The 14415-nt window shown below is 70.5% G+C and carries 14 protein-coding genes; 9 read left to right on the top strand and 5 right to left on the bottom strand.

Annotation, left to right across the window (positions count from 1 at the left end):
• Positions 1 to 5: 5 nt before the first annotated feature.
• Together dut and QYS60_RS09845 are read left to right on the top strand one after the other, a co-directional pair.
• Positions 6 to 476, top strand: a complete 471-nt coding sequence (dut, locus tag QYS60_RS09850; protein WP_052033941.1) for a dUTP diphosphatase — start codon at positions 6 to 8, stop codon at positions 474 to 476.
• 1 nt (position 477) lies between these two features.
• Entirely contained in the window at positions 478 to 1275 is a 798-nt protein-coding gene (locus QYS60_RS09845) for a DUF3710 domain-containing protein (RefSeq protein ID WP_054373623.1), read from the top strand.
• A gap of 12 nt (positions 1276 to 1287) precedes the next feature.
• Here the strand turns inward: QYS60_RS09845 and QYS60_RS09840 are convergent, their stop codons facing one another.
• Complete coding sequence (locus QYS60_RS09840) at positions 1288 to 2016, bottom strand: alpha/beta fold hydrolase (protein WP_289380705.1); 729 nt, start codon at positions 2014 to 2016, stop codon at positions 1288 to 1290.
• A 135-nt stretch (positions 2017 to 2151) separates the two neighbouring features.
• Between QYS60_RS09840 and QYS60_RS09835 the strand changes: the two genes are divergently transcribed.
• Entirely contained in the window at positions 2152 to 2529 is a 378-nt protein-coding gene (locus QYS60_RS09835; protein ID WP_003935573.1) for an OB-fold nucleic acid binding domain-containing protein, read from the top strand.
• A 69-nt stretch (positions 2530 to 2598) separates the two neighbouring features.
• The gene (locus QYS60_RS09830; RefSeq protein ID WP_003935572.1) at positions 2599 to 3276 is read left to right on the top strand and encodes a DUF3159 domain-containing protein; all 678 of its coding nucleotides are present in this window, start codon (positions 2599 to 2601) and stop codon (positions 3274 to 3276) included.
• 4 nt (positions 3277 to 3280) lie between these two features.
• Here QYS60_RS09830 and QYS60_RS09825 read toward each other — a convergent pair whose 3' ends face one another.
• The gene (locus tag QYS60_RS09825; protein ID WP_003935571.1) at positions 3281 to 3934 is read right to left on the bottom strand and encodes a TrkA family potassium uptake protein; all 654 of its coding nucleotides are present in this window, start codon (positions 3932 to 3934) and stop codon (positions 3281 to 3283) included.
• A 61-nt stretch (positions 3935 to 3995) separates the two neighbouring features.
• Positions 3996 to 4661 carry a TrkA family potassium uptake protein gene (locus QYS60_RS09820; protein ID WP_289380704.1) on the bottom strand — a complete coding sequence of 222 codons (666 nt, stop codon included), beginning with the start codon at positions 4659 to 4661 and terminating at the stop codon, positions 3996 to 3998.
• A 177-nt stretch (positions 4662 to 4838) separates the two neighbouring features.
• Between QYS60_RS09820 and QYS60_RS09815 the strand changes: the two genes are divergently transcribed.
• The 4 genes from QYS60_RS09815 (at position 4839) to QYS60_RS09800 (ending at position 10249) form a co-directional block, all read left to right on the top strand.
• Positions 4839 to 6830, top strand: a complete 1992-nt coding sequence (locus QYS60_RS09815) for an APC family permease (protein ID WP_371383020.1) — start codon at positions 4839 to 4841, stop codon at positions 6828 to 6830.
• On the top strand, positions 6827 to 8095 hold the full coding sequence (locus tag QYS60_RS09810; RefSeq protein WP_003935568.1) for a class I SAM-dependent RNA methyltransferase: 1269 nt from the start codon (positions 6827 to 6829) through the stop codon (positions 8093 to 8095). The genes QYS60_RS09815 and QYS60_RS09810 overlap by 4 nt, the downstream gene beginning before the upstream one ends.
• A 103-nt stretch (positions 8096 to 8198) precedes the next feature.
• The gene (locus tag QYS60_RS09805) at positions 8199 to 8657 is read left to right on the top strand and encodes a MarR family winged helix-turn-helix transcriptional regulator (RefSeq protein WP_003935567.1); all 459 of its coding nucleotides are present in this window, start codon (positions 8199 to 8201) and stop codon (positions 8655 to 8657) included.
• A gap of 59 nt (positions 8658 to 8716) precedes the next feature.
• Positions 8717 to 10249, top strand: a complete 1533-nt coding sequence (locus QYS60_RS09800) for an MDR family MFS transporter (protein WP_371383038.1) — start codon at positions 8717 to 8719, stop codon at positions 10247 to 10249.
• Here QYS60_RS09800 and QYS60_RS09795 read toward each other — a convergent pair whose 3' ends face one another.
• Both QYS60_RS09795 and QYS60_RS09790 read right to left on the bottom strand, forming a co-directional pair.
• The gene (locus tag QYS60_RS09795; protein WP_003935565.1) at positions 10250 to 11089 is read right to left on the bottom strand and encodes an ABC transporter permease; all 840 of its coding nucleotides are present in this window, start codon (positions 11087 to 11089) and stop codon (positions 10250 to 10252) included.
• Positions 11086 to 12060, bottom strand: coding sequence for an ATP-binding cassette domain-containing protein (locus tag QYS60_RS09790; protein ID WP_289380701.1), 975 nt, complete (start codon positions 12058 to 12060; stop codon positions 11086 to 11088). The genes QYS60_RS09795 and QYS60_RS09790 overlap by 4 nt, the downstream gene beginning before the upstream one ends.
• Positions 12061 to 12344: 284 nt before the next feature.
• Between QYS60_RS09790 and dxs the strand changes: the two genes are divergently transcribed.
• Positions 12345 to 14318, top strand: a complete 1974-nt coding sequence (gene dxs / locus QYS60_RS09785) for a 1-deoxy-D-xylulose-5-phosphate synthase (protein ID WP_371383019.1) — start codon at positions 12345 to 12347, stop codon at positions 14316 to 14318.
• Positions 14319 to 14415 lie beyond the last annotated feature (97 nt).

Here is a 14415-nt window from a genome sequence, read left to right as displayed (position 1 = left end):
TGCACGTGACCGATCTTCCAGCCGTCCCTCTGCTCCGTCTGGACCCGGGGATTCCCATGCCCGCCCGCGCACACACCGGCGACGCCGGCGTGGACCTGTGCACGACGGTGGACGTGACCCTCGAGCCCGGGCGGCGAGCGCTGGTGGGGACCGGCATCGCGGTGGCCCTTCCCGTCGGCACGGTGGGTCTGATCCATCCGCGTTCCGGCCTGGCCGCGAAGTTCGGGCTCTCGGTGGTCAACACCCCCGGGACGGTGGATGCGGGCTACCGCGGCGAGATCAAGGTGTGCCTGATCAACCACGATCCCGACCGCGTGGTCGAGCTGCGTCGTGGCGACCGCATCGCCCAGCTGCTCGTGCAGAAGGTGGAACTCGTCGACTTCGTCGAGGTCGACTCTCTCGACGACACCAGCCGCGGCGCCGGAGGATACGGATCGAGCGGTGGGCACGCCGGTCTGGTGAAGGAAGGTTCCTGACATGTTCGGACGACGCCGGAAGAACCGGGACGCCGAAGCGCCCGGACTCGCGGACGACGGTGAGTTCGCCCCCACCCCCGGGGAAGACGAGACACCGGTGCCGCAGGGCGGCCCCTACGACATCGACGACATCGGTGAGGACGCGGTCGGCAGCCGGCTCGACCTCGGGTCGGTCCTCGTGCCGTTGCCGCCGGGCGGGCAGATCCAGGTGGAGATGGCGCCGAACGGTCAACCCCAGGCCGTGCACCTGGTGACCCAGCACGGACGGATCACGATCTCCGCGTACGCGGCGCCGAAGTCTCCGGGGCAGTGGCGGGAGGTGGCTGCCGAGCTGGCCGAATCGCTGCGCCGCGACAATGCGACGGTCAGCATCGAGAGCGGACCGTGGGGCCGGGAACTGCAGGGCAGCACCCCGAACGCGGATCTGCGCTTCCTCGGTGTCGACGGCTACCGGTGGATGATCCGCTGCGTTGTCGCCGGGCCGGCCGGTTCGGTGACGGGTGACTCGCCGCTGGTGGAGACCGCACGCAGCATCGTCGCCGAAACCGTCGTGCGTCGCGGCCAGGATCCGCACCCGGTGCGTACGCCGTTGCCGGTGGTGCTCCCGAAAGCTCTCGCGGAGCAACTGGCCGCCGCACAACAACAGCAGCAGGCAGCCGCGCAGCAGGCGTCCCAGCAGCCGGCACCGCCCCAGCAGCCGGCACCGCCCCAGCAGCCCGCACCGCCCCAGCAGCCCGCGCCCCAGTCGCGCCCACGCCACGGTGAGTCGGGGTCGGCGATGCAGCAGCTCGGTTTCTGACGGACCGACCCGTCAGTCCCGGGCGCGCCGCAATGCCTCCAGGGAGGCTGTCCCGAGTACGGACGGGTCGGTGCCGATCTCGGCGAGAGTGACCGTGCCCAGCGCGGCGCGCACCAGGTGCGAACACCACTCCTGCGCGACCGCGAGGGGATGCACCGCGTCGTCCACGGCGGCGGCGATGCCGACCGGCACCTCCACGGCCTGCAATTCGTGCAGGTCCAGTGCCCGGTACCGGGACGCCTCGTCGAGCGCCGCCGGCAGGTCCGGCCACTGCGACCGCCAGGACCGGGCCAGCTCCGTCCCGAGCCACGCGGGACTGGACTCCACCATCGCCGCGGTCACCGCGGCCAGCCCGTGCGCGCGCAACTCCCCGGCCGTCCAACGAGCGCTCGCCGCCGCCGGGGCGGCGTCCGGCGAGCCCGTCCACGCCGGCAGCGCGGCCAGCACACCGACGGCGCGCCCGGGATGCTCGGCCGCCCACCGCAGTGCGACGGCAGCCCCGAGCGACACACCACCCACCAGCACGGGACCCTCGGCCGCGGCACGGTCGAGGGCATCGACGTAGCTGCCCACCACACGCGCCGGATCCGGGTCGACCGCGACGGTGCGTACGCCGGCAGCGGCGAGCGGACCCGCGAACGCACGCTCGGCGAAGTGCGCGTCGGAGCCCGTTCCGGGCAGGACGACAGCGACGACAGTGCTGGTCCCGCGGTGTTCCGGGGAGCTGTTCGCGGAGCGCATGCCACGATCCTGCCGGACCCGTCCGCGCAGGTGGGAACCGGAGTGGTTGCCCCGTCCCGATAGGTCTACAGTGGCCCTCAGGAAAGCCCCATGCGCGGCCCGAGACCCGTGCCGCGCCCGTTCCAGGAGCACGCTATGGCAACCGCCGCAGCCGGTTACTTCCGCCGACTCACCCGTCGGCTCACGGAGGATCTCGAGCAGCTCGACGCCGAGGAGATCGCCGAAACCGCCCAGGCGACCGGGGCCCGACGCGCCTGCGACTGCGCACGCGGTGAGGAAGTGACCATGTTCGGCCGCCTCCGCAGCGTCGAGGCGTGCCCGAAGGCCGCCAGCGCCGCCGTCGAAGCCGAACTGTTCGACGGCACCGAAGCCGTCAAGCTCGTATGGATCGGCCGTCGCCGCATCCCGGGCATCGAGCCGGGCAAGACGCTGCTGGTGCGCGGCCGCGTCGGTGAGCGCGACGGCGCGAAGGTCCTCTACAACCCGTATTACGAACTGCGCGAGCGAGCCTGAACCCCGGCGCCGCCGCGCCCGTTCCCGGCGCCACCCGCCCTCGCGCGCGGCTGTGGCACCCTCGTAGGAGTGAGCGAGAAGCAGCAGACGGTCCTGGAACAACTCGGTGGACTCAGCGGGTTGGTCTCGTCGACCGTGCCCGTGCTGGTGTTCGTTCCGGTCAACAGCGTCTGGGGTCTGACCGCCGCGATCTGGGCGGCCCTCGCCGCAGCCACCGCCGTGCTCGTGTGGCGACTCGTCCAGCGCACCCCCGTCCAGCCCGCCGTCTCGGGCTTTCTCGGTGTGGGCGTGTGCGCCTTCATCGCCTACCGCACCGGCGACGCCAAGGGTTACTTCCTCTTCGGCATCTACACCAGCCTGCTGTACGCCGCCGGCTTCGTCCTGTCCATCCTGGTGCGGCGGCCCCTGGTCGGTGTGATCTGGGGCATGCTCAACGGGCAGGGATCGTCCTGGCGGCGCCACCGTGTCGCCGTGCGCGCCTACGACATCGCGACGGCGGCGTGGGCGCTGGTGTTCGCGGCTCGCTACCTCGTGCAACACGAGCTGTACGACGCCGACCGGACCGGCTGGCTCGCAGTGGCCCGCATCGGCATGGGATGGCCGCTGACGGCGGTGGCGTTGCTGGTCACGTTGTGGGCGGTGCGCCGCGCCGACCGGGTCGTCGAACCGGCGCCCGAGACGGTCGACGAGCCGATCGAGACCGAGCCGGGTCGGACGGCCGACGGTCCCGAGCAGGACGTCCGCTGACCCGTCAGAGCCCGAGCGCTGCGCGCAGTTCCTGTTCCACCTCGGTCGCGGCGACGAACAGCAGCTCGTCGCCGCCCTCGAGGGGGTCGTCGGGCTGTGGGACGATGACGCGGCCCCCGCGCAGGATCGTCACCAGGGCCGCATCCCGGGGCAGCTGCAGTTTGCGTACCGGTTTCCCGGCGAGCGCGGTGGTGTCCGGCAAGGTGATCTCGACCAGGTTCGCGCCCTTACGCAGCGTCATCAGCCGGACCAGATCACCGACCGAGACGGCCTCCTCGACCAGCGACGCCAGCATGCGCGGTGTGGAGACAGCAACGTCGACCCCCCACGACTCGTCGAACAGCCACTCGTTGCGCGGGTCGTTGACGCGGGCGACGACCCGCGCGACGCCGAACTCGGTGGTGGCGAGCAGGCTCAGCACCAGGTTCGCCTTGTCGTCGCCGGTAGCGGCGATCACCACGTCGTACTGCTCGAGTTGTGCGGCCTCGAGCAGGCTCAGCTCGCAGGCGTCGGCGTGCACCCACTTGGCATCGGGCACGGAGTCGGGCTCGACGTGCTCGAGCTTGCGTTCGAGCAGCATGACGTCGTGGTGGTTGCGGATCAGTTCGCGCGCGATGGAGCGTCCGACGGCTCCCGCTCCCGCGATGGCCACCTTCATCGGCGTTCCTCTCGGTGATGTCCGGGTCGTGTGTTCGGCTGCGTCTGCAGGCACCGGACGGTCAGTCGTCGGCCGCAGGGGGCTGGCCGGCGAGGGCGATCGCCTCGGCGACGGTGCCCGAGACGGCCGCGATGTATACCTGATCGTCGGCCTGCAGCACCGTCTTGCGGTCGGGCAGGACCCCCGTGCCGAAGCGGATGACGAATGCGACCCGGGAATGGGTGGCGGCCTCGAAGTCGGTGACGTTGCGGCCGATCCAGTCCTCGTGCAGCGACACCTCGGCGACGGCGACGGTGCCGGTCGGGTCCCGCCACTTGGCCGTCTGGCTCTCGTAGGTGAGGTTGTGCAGAAATCGGTCGGTCGTCCACGGCACGGTGGCGACGGTGGGGATCCCGAGTCGTTCGTACACCGCGGCGCGCTTGGCATCGTAGATGCGGGCGACGACCCGTTCGACGCCGAAGGTCTCCCGGGCGACCCGGGCGGAGATGATGTTCGAGTTGTCCCCGGAGGAGACCGCGGCGAACGCGTCGGCTCGCTCGATGCCGGACCGCACCAGCACGTCCCGGTCGAAGCCCATTCCCACGATCGTGTGTCCCGGGAAGTCCGGGCCGAGCCTCAGGAACGCGCTCGGGTCGCGGTCGATGACGGCCACTTCGTGGCCCAGCCGGACGAGCGCCGCAGCCAGGGAGGAACCCACCCGGCCGCAACCCATGACCACCACGTACACCGTTCGCTCCGATTCTCTTCCTTGCCGTGTCGCCCGGTCGCGACGTGCAGAACCGAACCGTACCGCTCGCGCGGGGCCGGTGTGCGGTGCCGGGCGACGGTACCCCCGCAGCGGTGCATTTCGGACACGGCCACGGGTGCCCGGCGGGTGGCCGGCGGGACGGCTTAGGCTTTGCGAGTGTCCAAGCTCTCGACCGCCACGAAGCGGTTGTTGTTGGGTAGGCCGTTCCGCAGCGACACGCTCGGTCACACGTTGCTGCCCAAGCGAATCGCCCTGCCGGTGTTCGCATCCGACGCGTTGTCGTCGGTGGCGTACGCTCCGGAGGAGATCTTCCTCGTCCTGTCCGTCGCGGGTCTGTCGGCGTACGTGTTCACACCGTGGATCGGCGTCGCGGTGGCGCTCGTCCTCGCGGTCGTCGTCGCGAGCTACCGGCAGAACGTGCACGCGTACCCGTCGGGGGGCGGGGACTACGAGGTCGCGACCAAGAACCTGGGGCCCACCGCCGGCCTGACCGTCGGCAGCGCCCTGATGGTCGACTACGTGCTCACCGTCGCCGTGTCGATCTCCTCGGCTGCGGCGAACATCGGCTCGGCGGTCCCGTTCGTGGCGCACCACAAGGTGCTCTTCGCCATCGCCGCGATCGTCTTGCTGACTGCGGTCAATCTGCGTGGCCTCCGCGAGGCCGGCACGGCGTTCGCGATTCCCACCTACGCCTTCATGATCGGCATGGTCGTGATGCTGGGCTGGGGACTGGTGCGCATCTTCGTGTTCGGCGACGACGTCCGGGCCGAGTCGGCCGGTTTCGAGCTGGTCGCCGAGCAGTCCGGTCTGACCGCGATCGCGTTCGTGTTCCTGATCGCCCGCGCGTTCTCGTCCGGGTGTGCGGCCCTGACCGGGGTCGAGGCCATCAGCAACGGGGTGCCCGCGTTCCGCAAGCCGAAGTCCCGGAACGCGGCCACGACCCTGCTCATGCTCGGTGGGATTGCGATCGTGCTGCTTCTCGGCATGATCCTGCTCGCGAACAAGGTGGGTGTGGTGATCGCCGAGCATCCCGAGACCCAGCTGCGCGGCGCGCCGGACGACTACCGGCAGAAGACACTCGTCGCGCAGTTGGCGCACGCGGTCTTCGAGGGCTTCCCGCTCGGCTTCGTGCTGATCACCGTCGTGACGGCGCTGATCCTGGTGCTGGCCGCCAACACGGCGTTCAACGGCTTCCCGGTGCTGGCTTCGGTGCTGGCGCAGGACCGCTACCTGCCCCGGCAGCTGCACACCCGCGGCGACCGGTTGGCGTTCAGCAACGGCATCCTGTTCCTGTCGGGTGTGGCCATCGTGTTCGTGTGGGCCTTCGACGCGGAGGTCACGAAGCTGATCCAGCTCTACATCGTCGGTGTGTTCGTCTCGTTCACCCTCAGCCAGACCGGCATGATCCGGCACTGGACGAGGCACTTGGCGTCCGAGACCGACCCCGAGCAGCGCAAACGCATGCAGCGGTCGCGGATCGTCAACACGATCGGCCTGGCCATGACCGCATCCGTGCTGGTGATCGTGCTGGTGACGAAGTTCGCGGCGGGCGCGTGGATCGCGATCGTGGCGATGGTAGCGATCTTCGGCGTGATGAAGGCCATCCACCGTCACTACGACAGCGTGGCCGAAGAACTGGAGAACACCGAATGGGACGGGGTGCTGCCCAGCCGCACCCATTCGATCGTGCTGGTGTCCAAGCTGCACATGCCGACCCTGCGAGCGCTGGCGTACGCGCGGGCGACCCGTCCGGACACGCTCGAGGCGGTCACCGTCAACGTCGACGACGCCGACACGCGGATGCTGGTGCGCGAGTGGGAACGTAGCGACATCACCGTCCCGCTCAAGGTCGTCGAGTCGCCGTACCGGGAGATCACCCGTCCCGTCCTCGAGTACGTCCGGCGGGTGCGGCGGGATTCACCGCGCGACGTGGTGACCGTGTTCATCCCGGAGTACGTCGTAGGTCACTGGTGGGAGCAGATCCTGCACAATCAGAGCGCGCTGCGGCTCAAGAGCCGGCTGTTGTTCCAGCCCGGTGTCATGGTGACCAGCGTCCCGTGGCAGCTGAGTTCGTCCGCCCACGCCCGCGCGGAACGTCTGGATTCCGCGCCGGGATCGGTCCGGCGGGGATTCGAGGAGGAACGGTGAGTATCGACTGGTCCGGACGCCGGCTCGAGGTGACGCTGGGCAACCCGGCGCACGGAGGGTTCTGCGTCGCGCGGCACGAGGGCCGGGTCGTGTTCGTCCGGCACGGTCTGCCCGGCGAGCGGGTCGTCGCGTCGGTGACGGAGGACCGTGGCGGCTCGTTCTGCCGCGCCGACGCCGTCCATATCCTGGAGGCCTCGCCGGACCGCAGGGAACGGGTGTGTCCGATCGCCGGGCCCGGCGGATCGGGATGCTGCGACCTGTCCCACGCGACGGTGCCGGCCCAGCGGGCATTCGGGGCCGCGGTGGTCGCGGAGCAGTTGCGCCGTCTCGGCGGCGTCGAGCGGGACGTGCTCGTCGAGGAGTTGCCGGGTGGGGCAGCGGACGGCACCCGTTGGCGCACCCGGGTGCGCCTGGCGGTCGACGCCGCGGGCCGAGCGGGGTACCGGCGGTACCGGAGCCACGAGATCGAGACCGAACTGGCCTGTCCGCAGATCGAGGCACGGGCCTACGAGGGGCTGGCCGAACGGGTGTGGCGACCCGGTTCCGAGGTCCAGGTGGTCCTCGATGCCGACGGGACGCGGCACGTGATCGAAATCGCACCGCCGCCGGTGTCCCGCACGGGGCGTCGCAGCCCGGGCCGGCGGGGAGCGGCCGCCCGGCGTGCGGCGGCCGGGGCGCCGCGCGCCGAGAAGGTGGTCGAAGGTTCGGGGCGGGCGGTCGAGCGCGTCGGCGACCGCGAATGGCACCTGGCCGCAACCGGCTTCTGGCAGGCGCACCGAGGGGCAGCGCAGGCCTATTCGGACACCGTGGGGGAGTGGGCGGCGGTGTCGCCGGGTGCTACGGCGTGGGATCTCTACGGCGGGGTGGGTGTGTTCGCCGCCGTCCTGGCCGGTCAGGTCGGCACCGGCGGCCGGGTCGAGTCGGTGGAACTGTCCCGCCGGGCGGTGCAGGACGGGGCCGAAGCGCTCGCGGATCTCGGGCAGGTGCGGTTCCATGCGGGCCGGGTGGAGCAGCTGCTCCCCGACCTTCCCGCCCCGCAGGTCGTGGTGCTCGACCCGCCCCGGGCCGGCGCCGGGCGGGATGTGGTCGCAGCCGTCGCGGCGGCCGGGCCGGAGCGCGTCGTGCACGTCGGATGCGATCCGGCGGCGTTCGGCCGCGATGTCGGCCTGTACCGGGACCACGGCTTCGAGCTTGCCGACCTGCGCGTCTACGCGGCATTCCCCTCGACCCACCACGTGGAGTGTCTGGCCTTGTTCACCCGCTGATCGAGGTTCCCGACGCCGCCCGGGCCTTCGTGGTTGCTTGCAGCATGCAACTAAATGTATAGTTGCGTGTTGCAAGCAATTAATCCCGATTCGGAGGCGATCCGTGGCCGTCCAGCCCGACACCGCGCATGCGCTCGTCGATGCGATCTTCCTTTTCGGTCGCACGCTGCGCACGACCCTGGCCAACTCGACGGGCGACGCACTGCCCACCGCCCTGACCGGGGTCCTGTTCGTCCTGTGGCGGATGGGTGAGTGCCGTCCCAGCGAACTCGCTGCGGAACTGTGCATGAGCCAATCCGCGTTGAGCCGGCAGCTGGGCGAACTCGTCGAACGGGGAATGGTGGACCGTCACCGCGACCCCGACGACCGGCGGGCCCACCGCGTCAGCGTGTCGGAGACCGGGCACAAGGTCCTGCGCGAGATCCGCGACCGTCGCGCCTCCCGATTGCACGAGCTGCTCGGCGGCTGGGACCAGGCGCAAGCCGAATCCGCCCTCGGCGCGCTCGCGCACCTGAACGACACCCTTTCCGTCCACGACACCACCGGAAGGAACTGCCTGTGAGCGCCGCACCTGTCAGTCCACCCTCCTCGGTGAGCGCCCCCGGTGCCGCCGAGACCACCATGACCCACCGCGAGATCCTCGAGGCTCTCGCCGGGCTGCTCGCCGCCCTTTTCACGGCACTGTTGAGCAGCACCATCGTGGCGGTTGCGCTCCCGACGATCATCGCGGACCTGAACGGATCCCAGACCCAGTTCGCGTGGATCATCACCACCGCGCTGCTCGCCAATGCGGCCTCGACACCGATCTGGGGCAAGCTCGCGGACCTGTTCAACAAGAAGCTGCTGGTCCAGGCGGCGATCCTCGTCTTCGTGGCGGGCTCGATCATCGCCGGCTTCGCCACCGACGTGCCCGTCCTGCTCGCCGCCCGCGTGATCCAGGGCATCGGCATGGGCGGTCTCACCGCGCTCGTGGTCGCGGTCATCGGCAGCATCATCCCGCCCCGCGAACGCGGCCGGTACTCCGGTTACATGGGCGCGGTGATGGCCGTGTCCATGTCGGGCGGGCCGATCCTCGGCGGCATCATCGTCGACAGCCCGCTCGGGTGGCGCTGGTGCTTCTTCATCTCCATCCCGATCGCCGTCGCAGCCATGGTGTTGCTGCAGCGCACCCTGCACATCGTGACCGAACGTAAGCAGGACGTGAGCATCGACTGGCTCGGCGCCACGTTGCTGACCGCCGGTGTCAGCGTCCTGCTGATCTGGGTGTCCTTCGCGGGCAAGGCCGGCTACTACGAGTGGCTGTCGTGGGAGACCCTCGCGTACGTCGGCGTCGGCCTCGGACTGCTCGCCGCCACCGTCGTCGTGGAGTCCAAGGTCGCCGATCCGATCATCCCGCTGAAGATCGTCACCGAGCGCACCACCGCGCTCGCGATCATCGCCTCGATCGCTGTCGGTGTGGGCATGTTCGGCGCCACCGCCTTCCTCGGGCAGTACTTCCAGACGGCCCGCGGCTACAGCCCCACGGCGGCCGGCCTGCTGACGATTCCGATGGTGCTCGGCATGCTCTTCGCCTCGGTCACGTCGGGCCAGCTCATCACGCGCTTCGGCCGGTGGAAGCCGTTCCTGGTGCTCGGCGCGGTCCTGCAGGTGGTCGGCTTCGGTCTGCTCGGCTTCCTCGACCACGCCACTCCGATGTGGCTGATCGGGGTGGACATCGCGATCGTCGGCCTCGGCACGGGCATGCTCATGCAGAACCTGGTGCTCGCCGTGCAGAACACCGTCAGTGTCCGCAACATCGGAGCCGCGAGCAGTTCGGTCGCGTTCTTCCGCACCTTCGGCGGCGCGATCGGGGTGTCCGTGCTCGGATCGATCCTCGCCACCCGGGTGACCACGCTGTCCGCGGACGGCTTCGCCGCCCTCGGCATCGACACCGGCTCGGCCGGCGGTGGCGGCAACCTCGACCTCGCGGCCCTGCCCGAGCCGGTCGCGGAGATCATCCGCCACGCCTACGGCGACGCCACCGGGCTGCTGTTCCTCGTCGCCGCGATCATCGCGCTGGTCACCGTCGCCGCGGTCGTGTTCATCCCGAACCGTCCGCTGCGGAAGACCATCGACATCGTCACCGAGGAGCAGCCCGCTGCGGCGGAGCACTGATCAGGACCGGCGGTTGTACAACCACATCGTCGCCGGGCCGAACAGCACGACCAGCGCCGCGCACCACCCGAACACCATCGCGAGGTGCGCGGCGTCCGGTGTACCCGCCGTCAGGTCCCGGACGGCCGTGACGAGGCGGCTGATGGGATTGACCGTCACGAATCCCTGCAGCCAGCTCGGCATCGTCGCGGGATCGACGAACACGTTCGACGCGAAGGTGAGCGGGAACAGGATGGTCATCGACACACCCATGACCGCCTGTTCGGTGCGCAGCAGCATCGCCAGCATCGTCCACACCCACGAGAGACTGAACGCGAACAGCAGCACGAGCGCCACCGCCGCAGCAGCGCCGACCGGACCACCCGTCGGCCGGAAACCGAGCACGACCCCGAGCGTCAGCACGATCACCGACGCCAGCGTGTAGCGGGCGAGATCGCCGAACAAGGCGCCGACGAGCGGAGCGGGCCGCCACACCGGCATCGACCGGAACCGGTCGAACACCCCCTTCTCGATGTCGCGGTTGAGGGTCATCCCCGTGTACATCGTGATGGTGCACACCGTCTGCACCAGGATCCCGGGGATGAGGAACTGCACGTACGCCTCGGTCGACCCGGCCAGCGCCCCGCCGAACAGGAACGTGAACAGCAGCGTGAACATCAACGGGAACACGGTCACGTCGAACAACTGCTCGGGGACGTGCTTGATCCGCAGCAGCGCCCGCCACCCGAACGACAGCGACGCGGCGAACGCGGACGCCGGAGTGGGACGCGGCCCGGTGATGTGCAGGACGTCCACGACGGCGGCCGGGGTGCCCGCCCGTCGGTCGGCGGTCGAGGTCACGACGCGATCTCCTCGTCTTCGTCGGGAACTTCCGTGGGATGACCGGTGAGGGCGAGGAAGACCTCGTCGAGGCTCGGCTGCCCGAGGGCGAACGTCGTGACCGCGATGTCCGCGGTGTCGAGGGCGGTCAGGGCCGCCGCCGCGGCTCGCGGATCGTCCACCCGCGCGGTCAGCGCCGCCGGGTCCGAGCCGGCCGTCACCGCCACCCCCAGCACCGCGCCCAGCACGGCTGCCGCATCGTCCCGGCGCGCAGGATCGGCCACCCGCACGTGCAGCGAACCGGATCCGACGGACGCCTTGAGCTCGCCCGGGGTGCCTTCGGCGATCACCCGGCCCCGGTCGATGACTGCGATCCGATCGGCGAGCTGGTCCGCCTCGTCGAGGTACTGCGTCGTCAGCAGCACCGTCGTCCCGGCTGCGACCAGGGCTCGCACGATCTCCCACACCTGATTGCGGCTTCGCGGGTCGAGTCCCGTCGTCGGCTCGTCCAGGAAGATCAGTTCGGGTGCGACGATGATGCTCGCGGCGATGTCGAGACGCCGCCGCATACCCCCGGAATACAGCTTCACCTGGCGGCCCGCGGCCGCTTCCAGGTCGAACGCGGCCAGCAGCTGCGCGGCCCGGGATCGGGCGCCGGCCCTGGAGAAACCCAGCAGCCGCGCGAGCAGCATCAGGTTCTCCGAACCGGTCAGATCCTCGTCGAGCGAGGCGAACTGACCGGTGAGCGAGACCCGGCGGCGAACCCGCTCGGGTTCGAGGCGCACGTCGTGCCCGAGGACGGTCGCGGTGCCGCCGTCCGGTGCGAGCAGTGTCGCGAGCATCCGGATCGTGGTCGTCTTCCCGGCGCCGTTCGGGCCGAGCACGCCGTAGACGCCGCCGGCGGGCACGGCGAGGTCGATGCCGTCCACGGCGGTCTCCGCGCCGAAACGCTTGATCAGGCCCGAGGTCTCGATGGCCAATGCAGGGGGCATGGCTCCAGCCTTGCCCACGGTGCCGGGCGCGGCAATCGGTTTTGTCGGATTCGCCCGGCCGCCGTCGCCGCGCACGGTGGGCACCCCCGGCGACGAGGGATCCCGCGACCGGCTCCGCGAGCCGGGTGTGCAGAGTCACAGCACCGGCATAATGAGGTGAGGGACACGGTGTGAGACGGGCCGGCGGCGCGACGTGACGAGTCGACCACCTCCGACGCTCCGTAGACTGAGGAGAACCGCCCGCGCGGAAACGCACGGGTCCGAGCCGGAGGGAGCAATACCAGTTGGGTGTCCTGTCCCGCATCGAGTCGCCCGAGGACCTGCGCCGGCTCAGCCAACCCGAGATCCGGGAACTCGCCGAGGAGATCCGGCGGTTCCTGGTGGAGAAGGTGGCGGCGACCGGGGGACACCTCGGCCCCAACCTCGGCGTCGTCGAACTGACCATCGCAATGCACCGGGTGTTCGACTCACCCCACGACCCGATCATCTTCGACACCGGCCATCAGGCCTACGTCCACAAGATCCTGACCGGCCGTAAGGACGGCTTCGACACGCTGCGCAAGCAGGGCGGCCTGTCGGGATACCCCTGTCGCGCGGAGAGCGAGCACGACTGGGTCGAGTCCTCGCACGCCTCGGCGGCCCTGTCCTACGCCGACGGCCTCGCCAAGGCCTACGAACTGACGGACCAGCAGGACCGGACCGTCGTCGCCGTGGTCGGCGACGGCGCGCTCACCGGCGGAATGTGCTGGGAGGCGCTGAACAACATCGCAGCCGGACGGGACCGTCCGCTCGTGATCGTCGTCAACGACAACGGCCGCTCCTACGCTCCCACGATCGGCGGGCTCGCCGAGCACCTGGCGGCGCTGCGGCTGCAGCCCGGCTACGAGCGGGTCCTCGACAACGGTCGCCGATTCGTGAAGCGGCTGCCGTGGATCGGGGCGGCCGCGTACTCCGTGCTGCACGGGATGAAGGTCGGTATCAAGGACGCGGTCAGCCCGCAGGTGCTGTTCACCGATCTCGGCCTGAAGTACCTCGGCCCGGTCGACGGTCACGACGAGGCCGCTCTCGAGGCGGCCTTCCGCCGGGCCAAGTCGTTCGGAGGACCGGTGATCGTGCACGCCGTCACCCGTAAGGGCGCCGGGTACGCGCCGGCCGAGAACCACGTCGCCGATCAGATGCACGCCACCGGCGTCATCGACCCGGTCACGGGCCGCGCCACCGCGGCAGCGTCGGCCCCGGACTGGACGTCGGTGTTCGCCGACGAACTGCTCGTGCAGGGTGGCCGCCGCAAGGACGTCGTGGCGATCACCGCCGCGATGCCGGGGCCCACGGGCCTGTCGGCCTTCGGTGAACGCTACCCGGACCGGATGTTCGACGTCGGCATCGCCGAACAGCACGCCGTCACCTCCGCCGCAGGCCTGGCGCTCGGCGGGATGCACCCGGTGATCGCGGTGTACTCGACGTTTCTCAACCGTGCCTTCGACCAATTGCTGATGGACGTGGCGCTGCTGAAACTCCCGGTGACCGTCGTGCTCGACCGAGCGGGCATCACCGGTGCCGACGGCGCCAGCCACAACGGCATGTGGGACTTCTCCCTGCTGGGCGTGATCCCGGGGATCCGCGTGGCCTCGCCGCGCGACGGCGCGACCCTGCGCGAGGAGTTCGACGAGGCGCTCGCCGTCGCGGACGGCCCGACCGTACTCCGGTTCCCGAAGGGCGCGGTCGGTCCCGACATCCCCGCGGTGGAGCGCATCGACGGCACCGTCGACGTACTGCGGATGCCGCCCGGACGCCGCGGCGACGTGCTGATCGTCGCGGTCGGAGCCTTTGCGGGCCTGGCACTCGACGCGGCGGAGCGGCTCGAGCAGCACGGCCTCACCGCCGCCGTCGTCGACCCGCGCTGGGTGCTGCCCGTTCCGGCGGCCCTCGCTCGATTGGCGCGAGACTTCCGGCTCGTCGTCACCGTGGAGGACAGCGGCATGCACGGCGGCGTGGGTTCGGCGGTCTCGTCGGCCCTGCGCTCGTCCGGCGTGGACGTTCCCACCCGCGAACTCGGTGTGCCGCAACGGTTCCTGGATCACGCATCGCGGGAGCAGATCCATCGCGAGCTGGGTCTGACCGCGCAGGACGTCGCCCGTCAGGTCACCGGCTGGGTGGTCGGGCTCGGGGCCGCGCAGAAGGCGGAGCCGGCCGTGGACGGATCGGCCGGTGAGGAGTCGGCGGGCGACGTCGTCGTCCGTCGCGACCCCGGCCGCTGACGCTGAACCGAGGGGCCGGTCCACCGCGTATGCGATGGACCGGCCCCTCGACTGCTCAGCCTGCTTCCTCGAGGGTGCGCCCGCGCGTCTCCGGCAC

The organism is Rhodococcus sp. GXMU-t2271 (assembly GCF_041414735.1).
GTDB classification, from domain to species: domain Bacteria; phylum Actinomycetota; class Actinomycetes; order Mycobacteriales; family Mycobacteriaceae; genus Rhodococcus; species Rhodococcus indonesiensis.
Note: the sequence above shows the minus strand (reverse complement) of the source record. Positions and strands in the feature narration are given on the sequence as shown.

Excerpts from the sequence above, each read along its gene's own strand:
- QYS60_RS09835 (WP_003935573.1), top strand. The coding sequence starts at position 2,152 with ATGGCAACCGCCGCAGCCGGTTACTTCCGCCGACTCACCCGTCGGCTC.
- QYS60_RS09825 (WP_003935571.1), bottom strand. The coding sequence starts at position 3,934 with ATGAAGGTGGCCATCGCGGGAGCGGGAGCCGTCGGACGCTCCATCGCG.
- QYS60_RS09790 (WP_289380701.1), bottom strand. The coding sequence starts at position 12,060 with ATGCCCCCTGCATTGGCCATCGAGACCTCGGGCCTGATCAAGCGTTTC.
- QYS60_RS09845 (WP_054373623.1), top strand. The coding sequence starts at position 478 with ATGTTCGGACGACGCCGGAAGAACCGGGACGCCGAAGCGCCCGGACTC.
- QYS60_RS09840 (WP_289380705.1), bottom strand. The coding sequence starts at position 2,016 with ATGCGCTCCGCGAACAGCTCCCCGGAACACCGCGGGACCAGCACTGTC.
- QYS60_RS09800 (WP_371383038.1), top strand. The coding sequence starts at position 8,717 with ATGACCCACCGCGAGATCCTCGAGGCTCTCGCCGGGCTGCTCGCCGCC.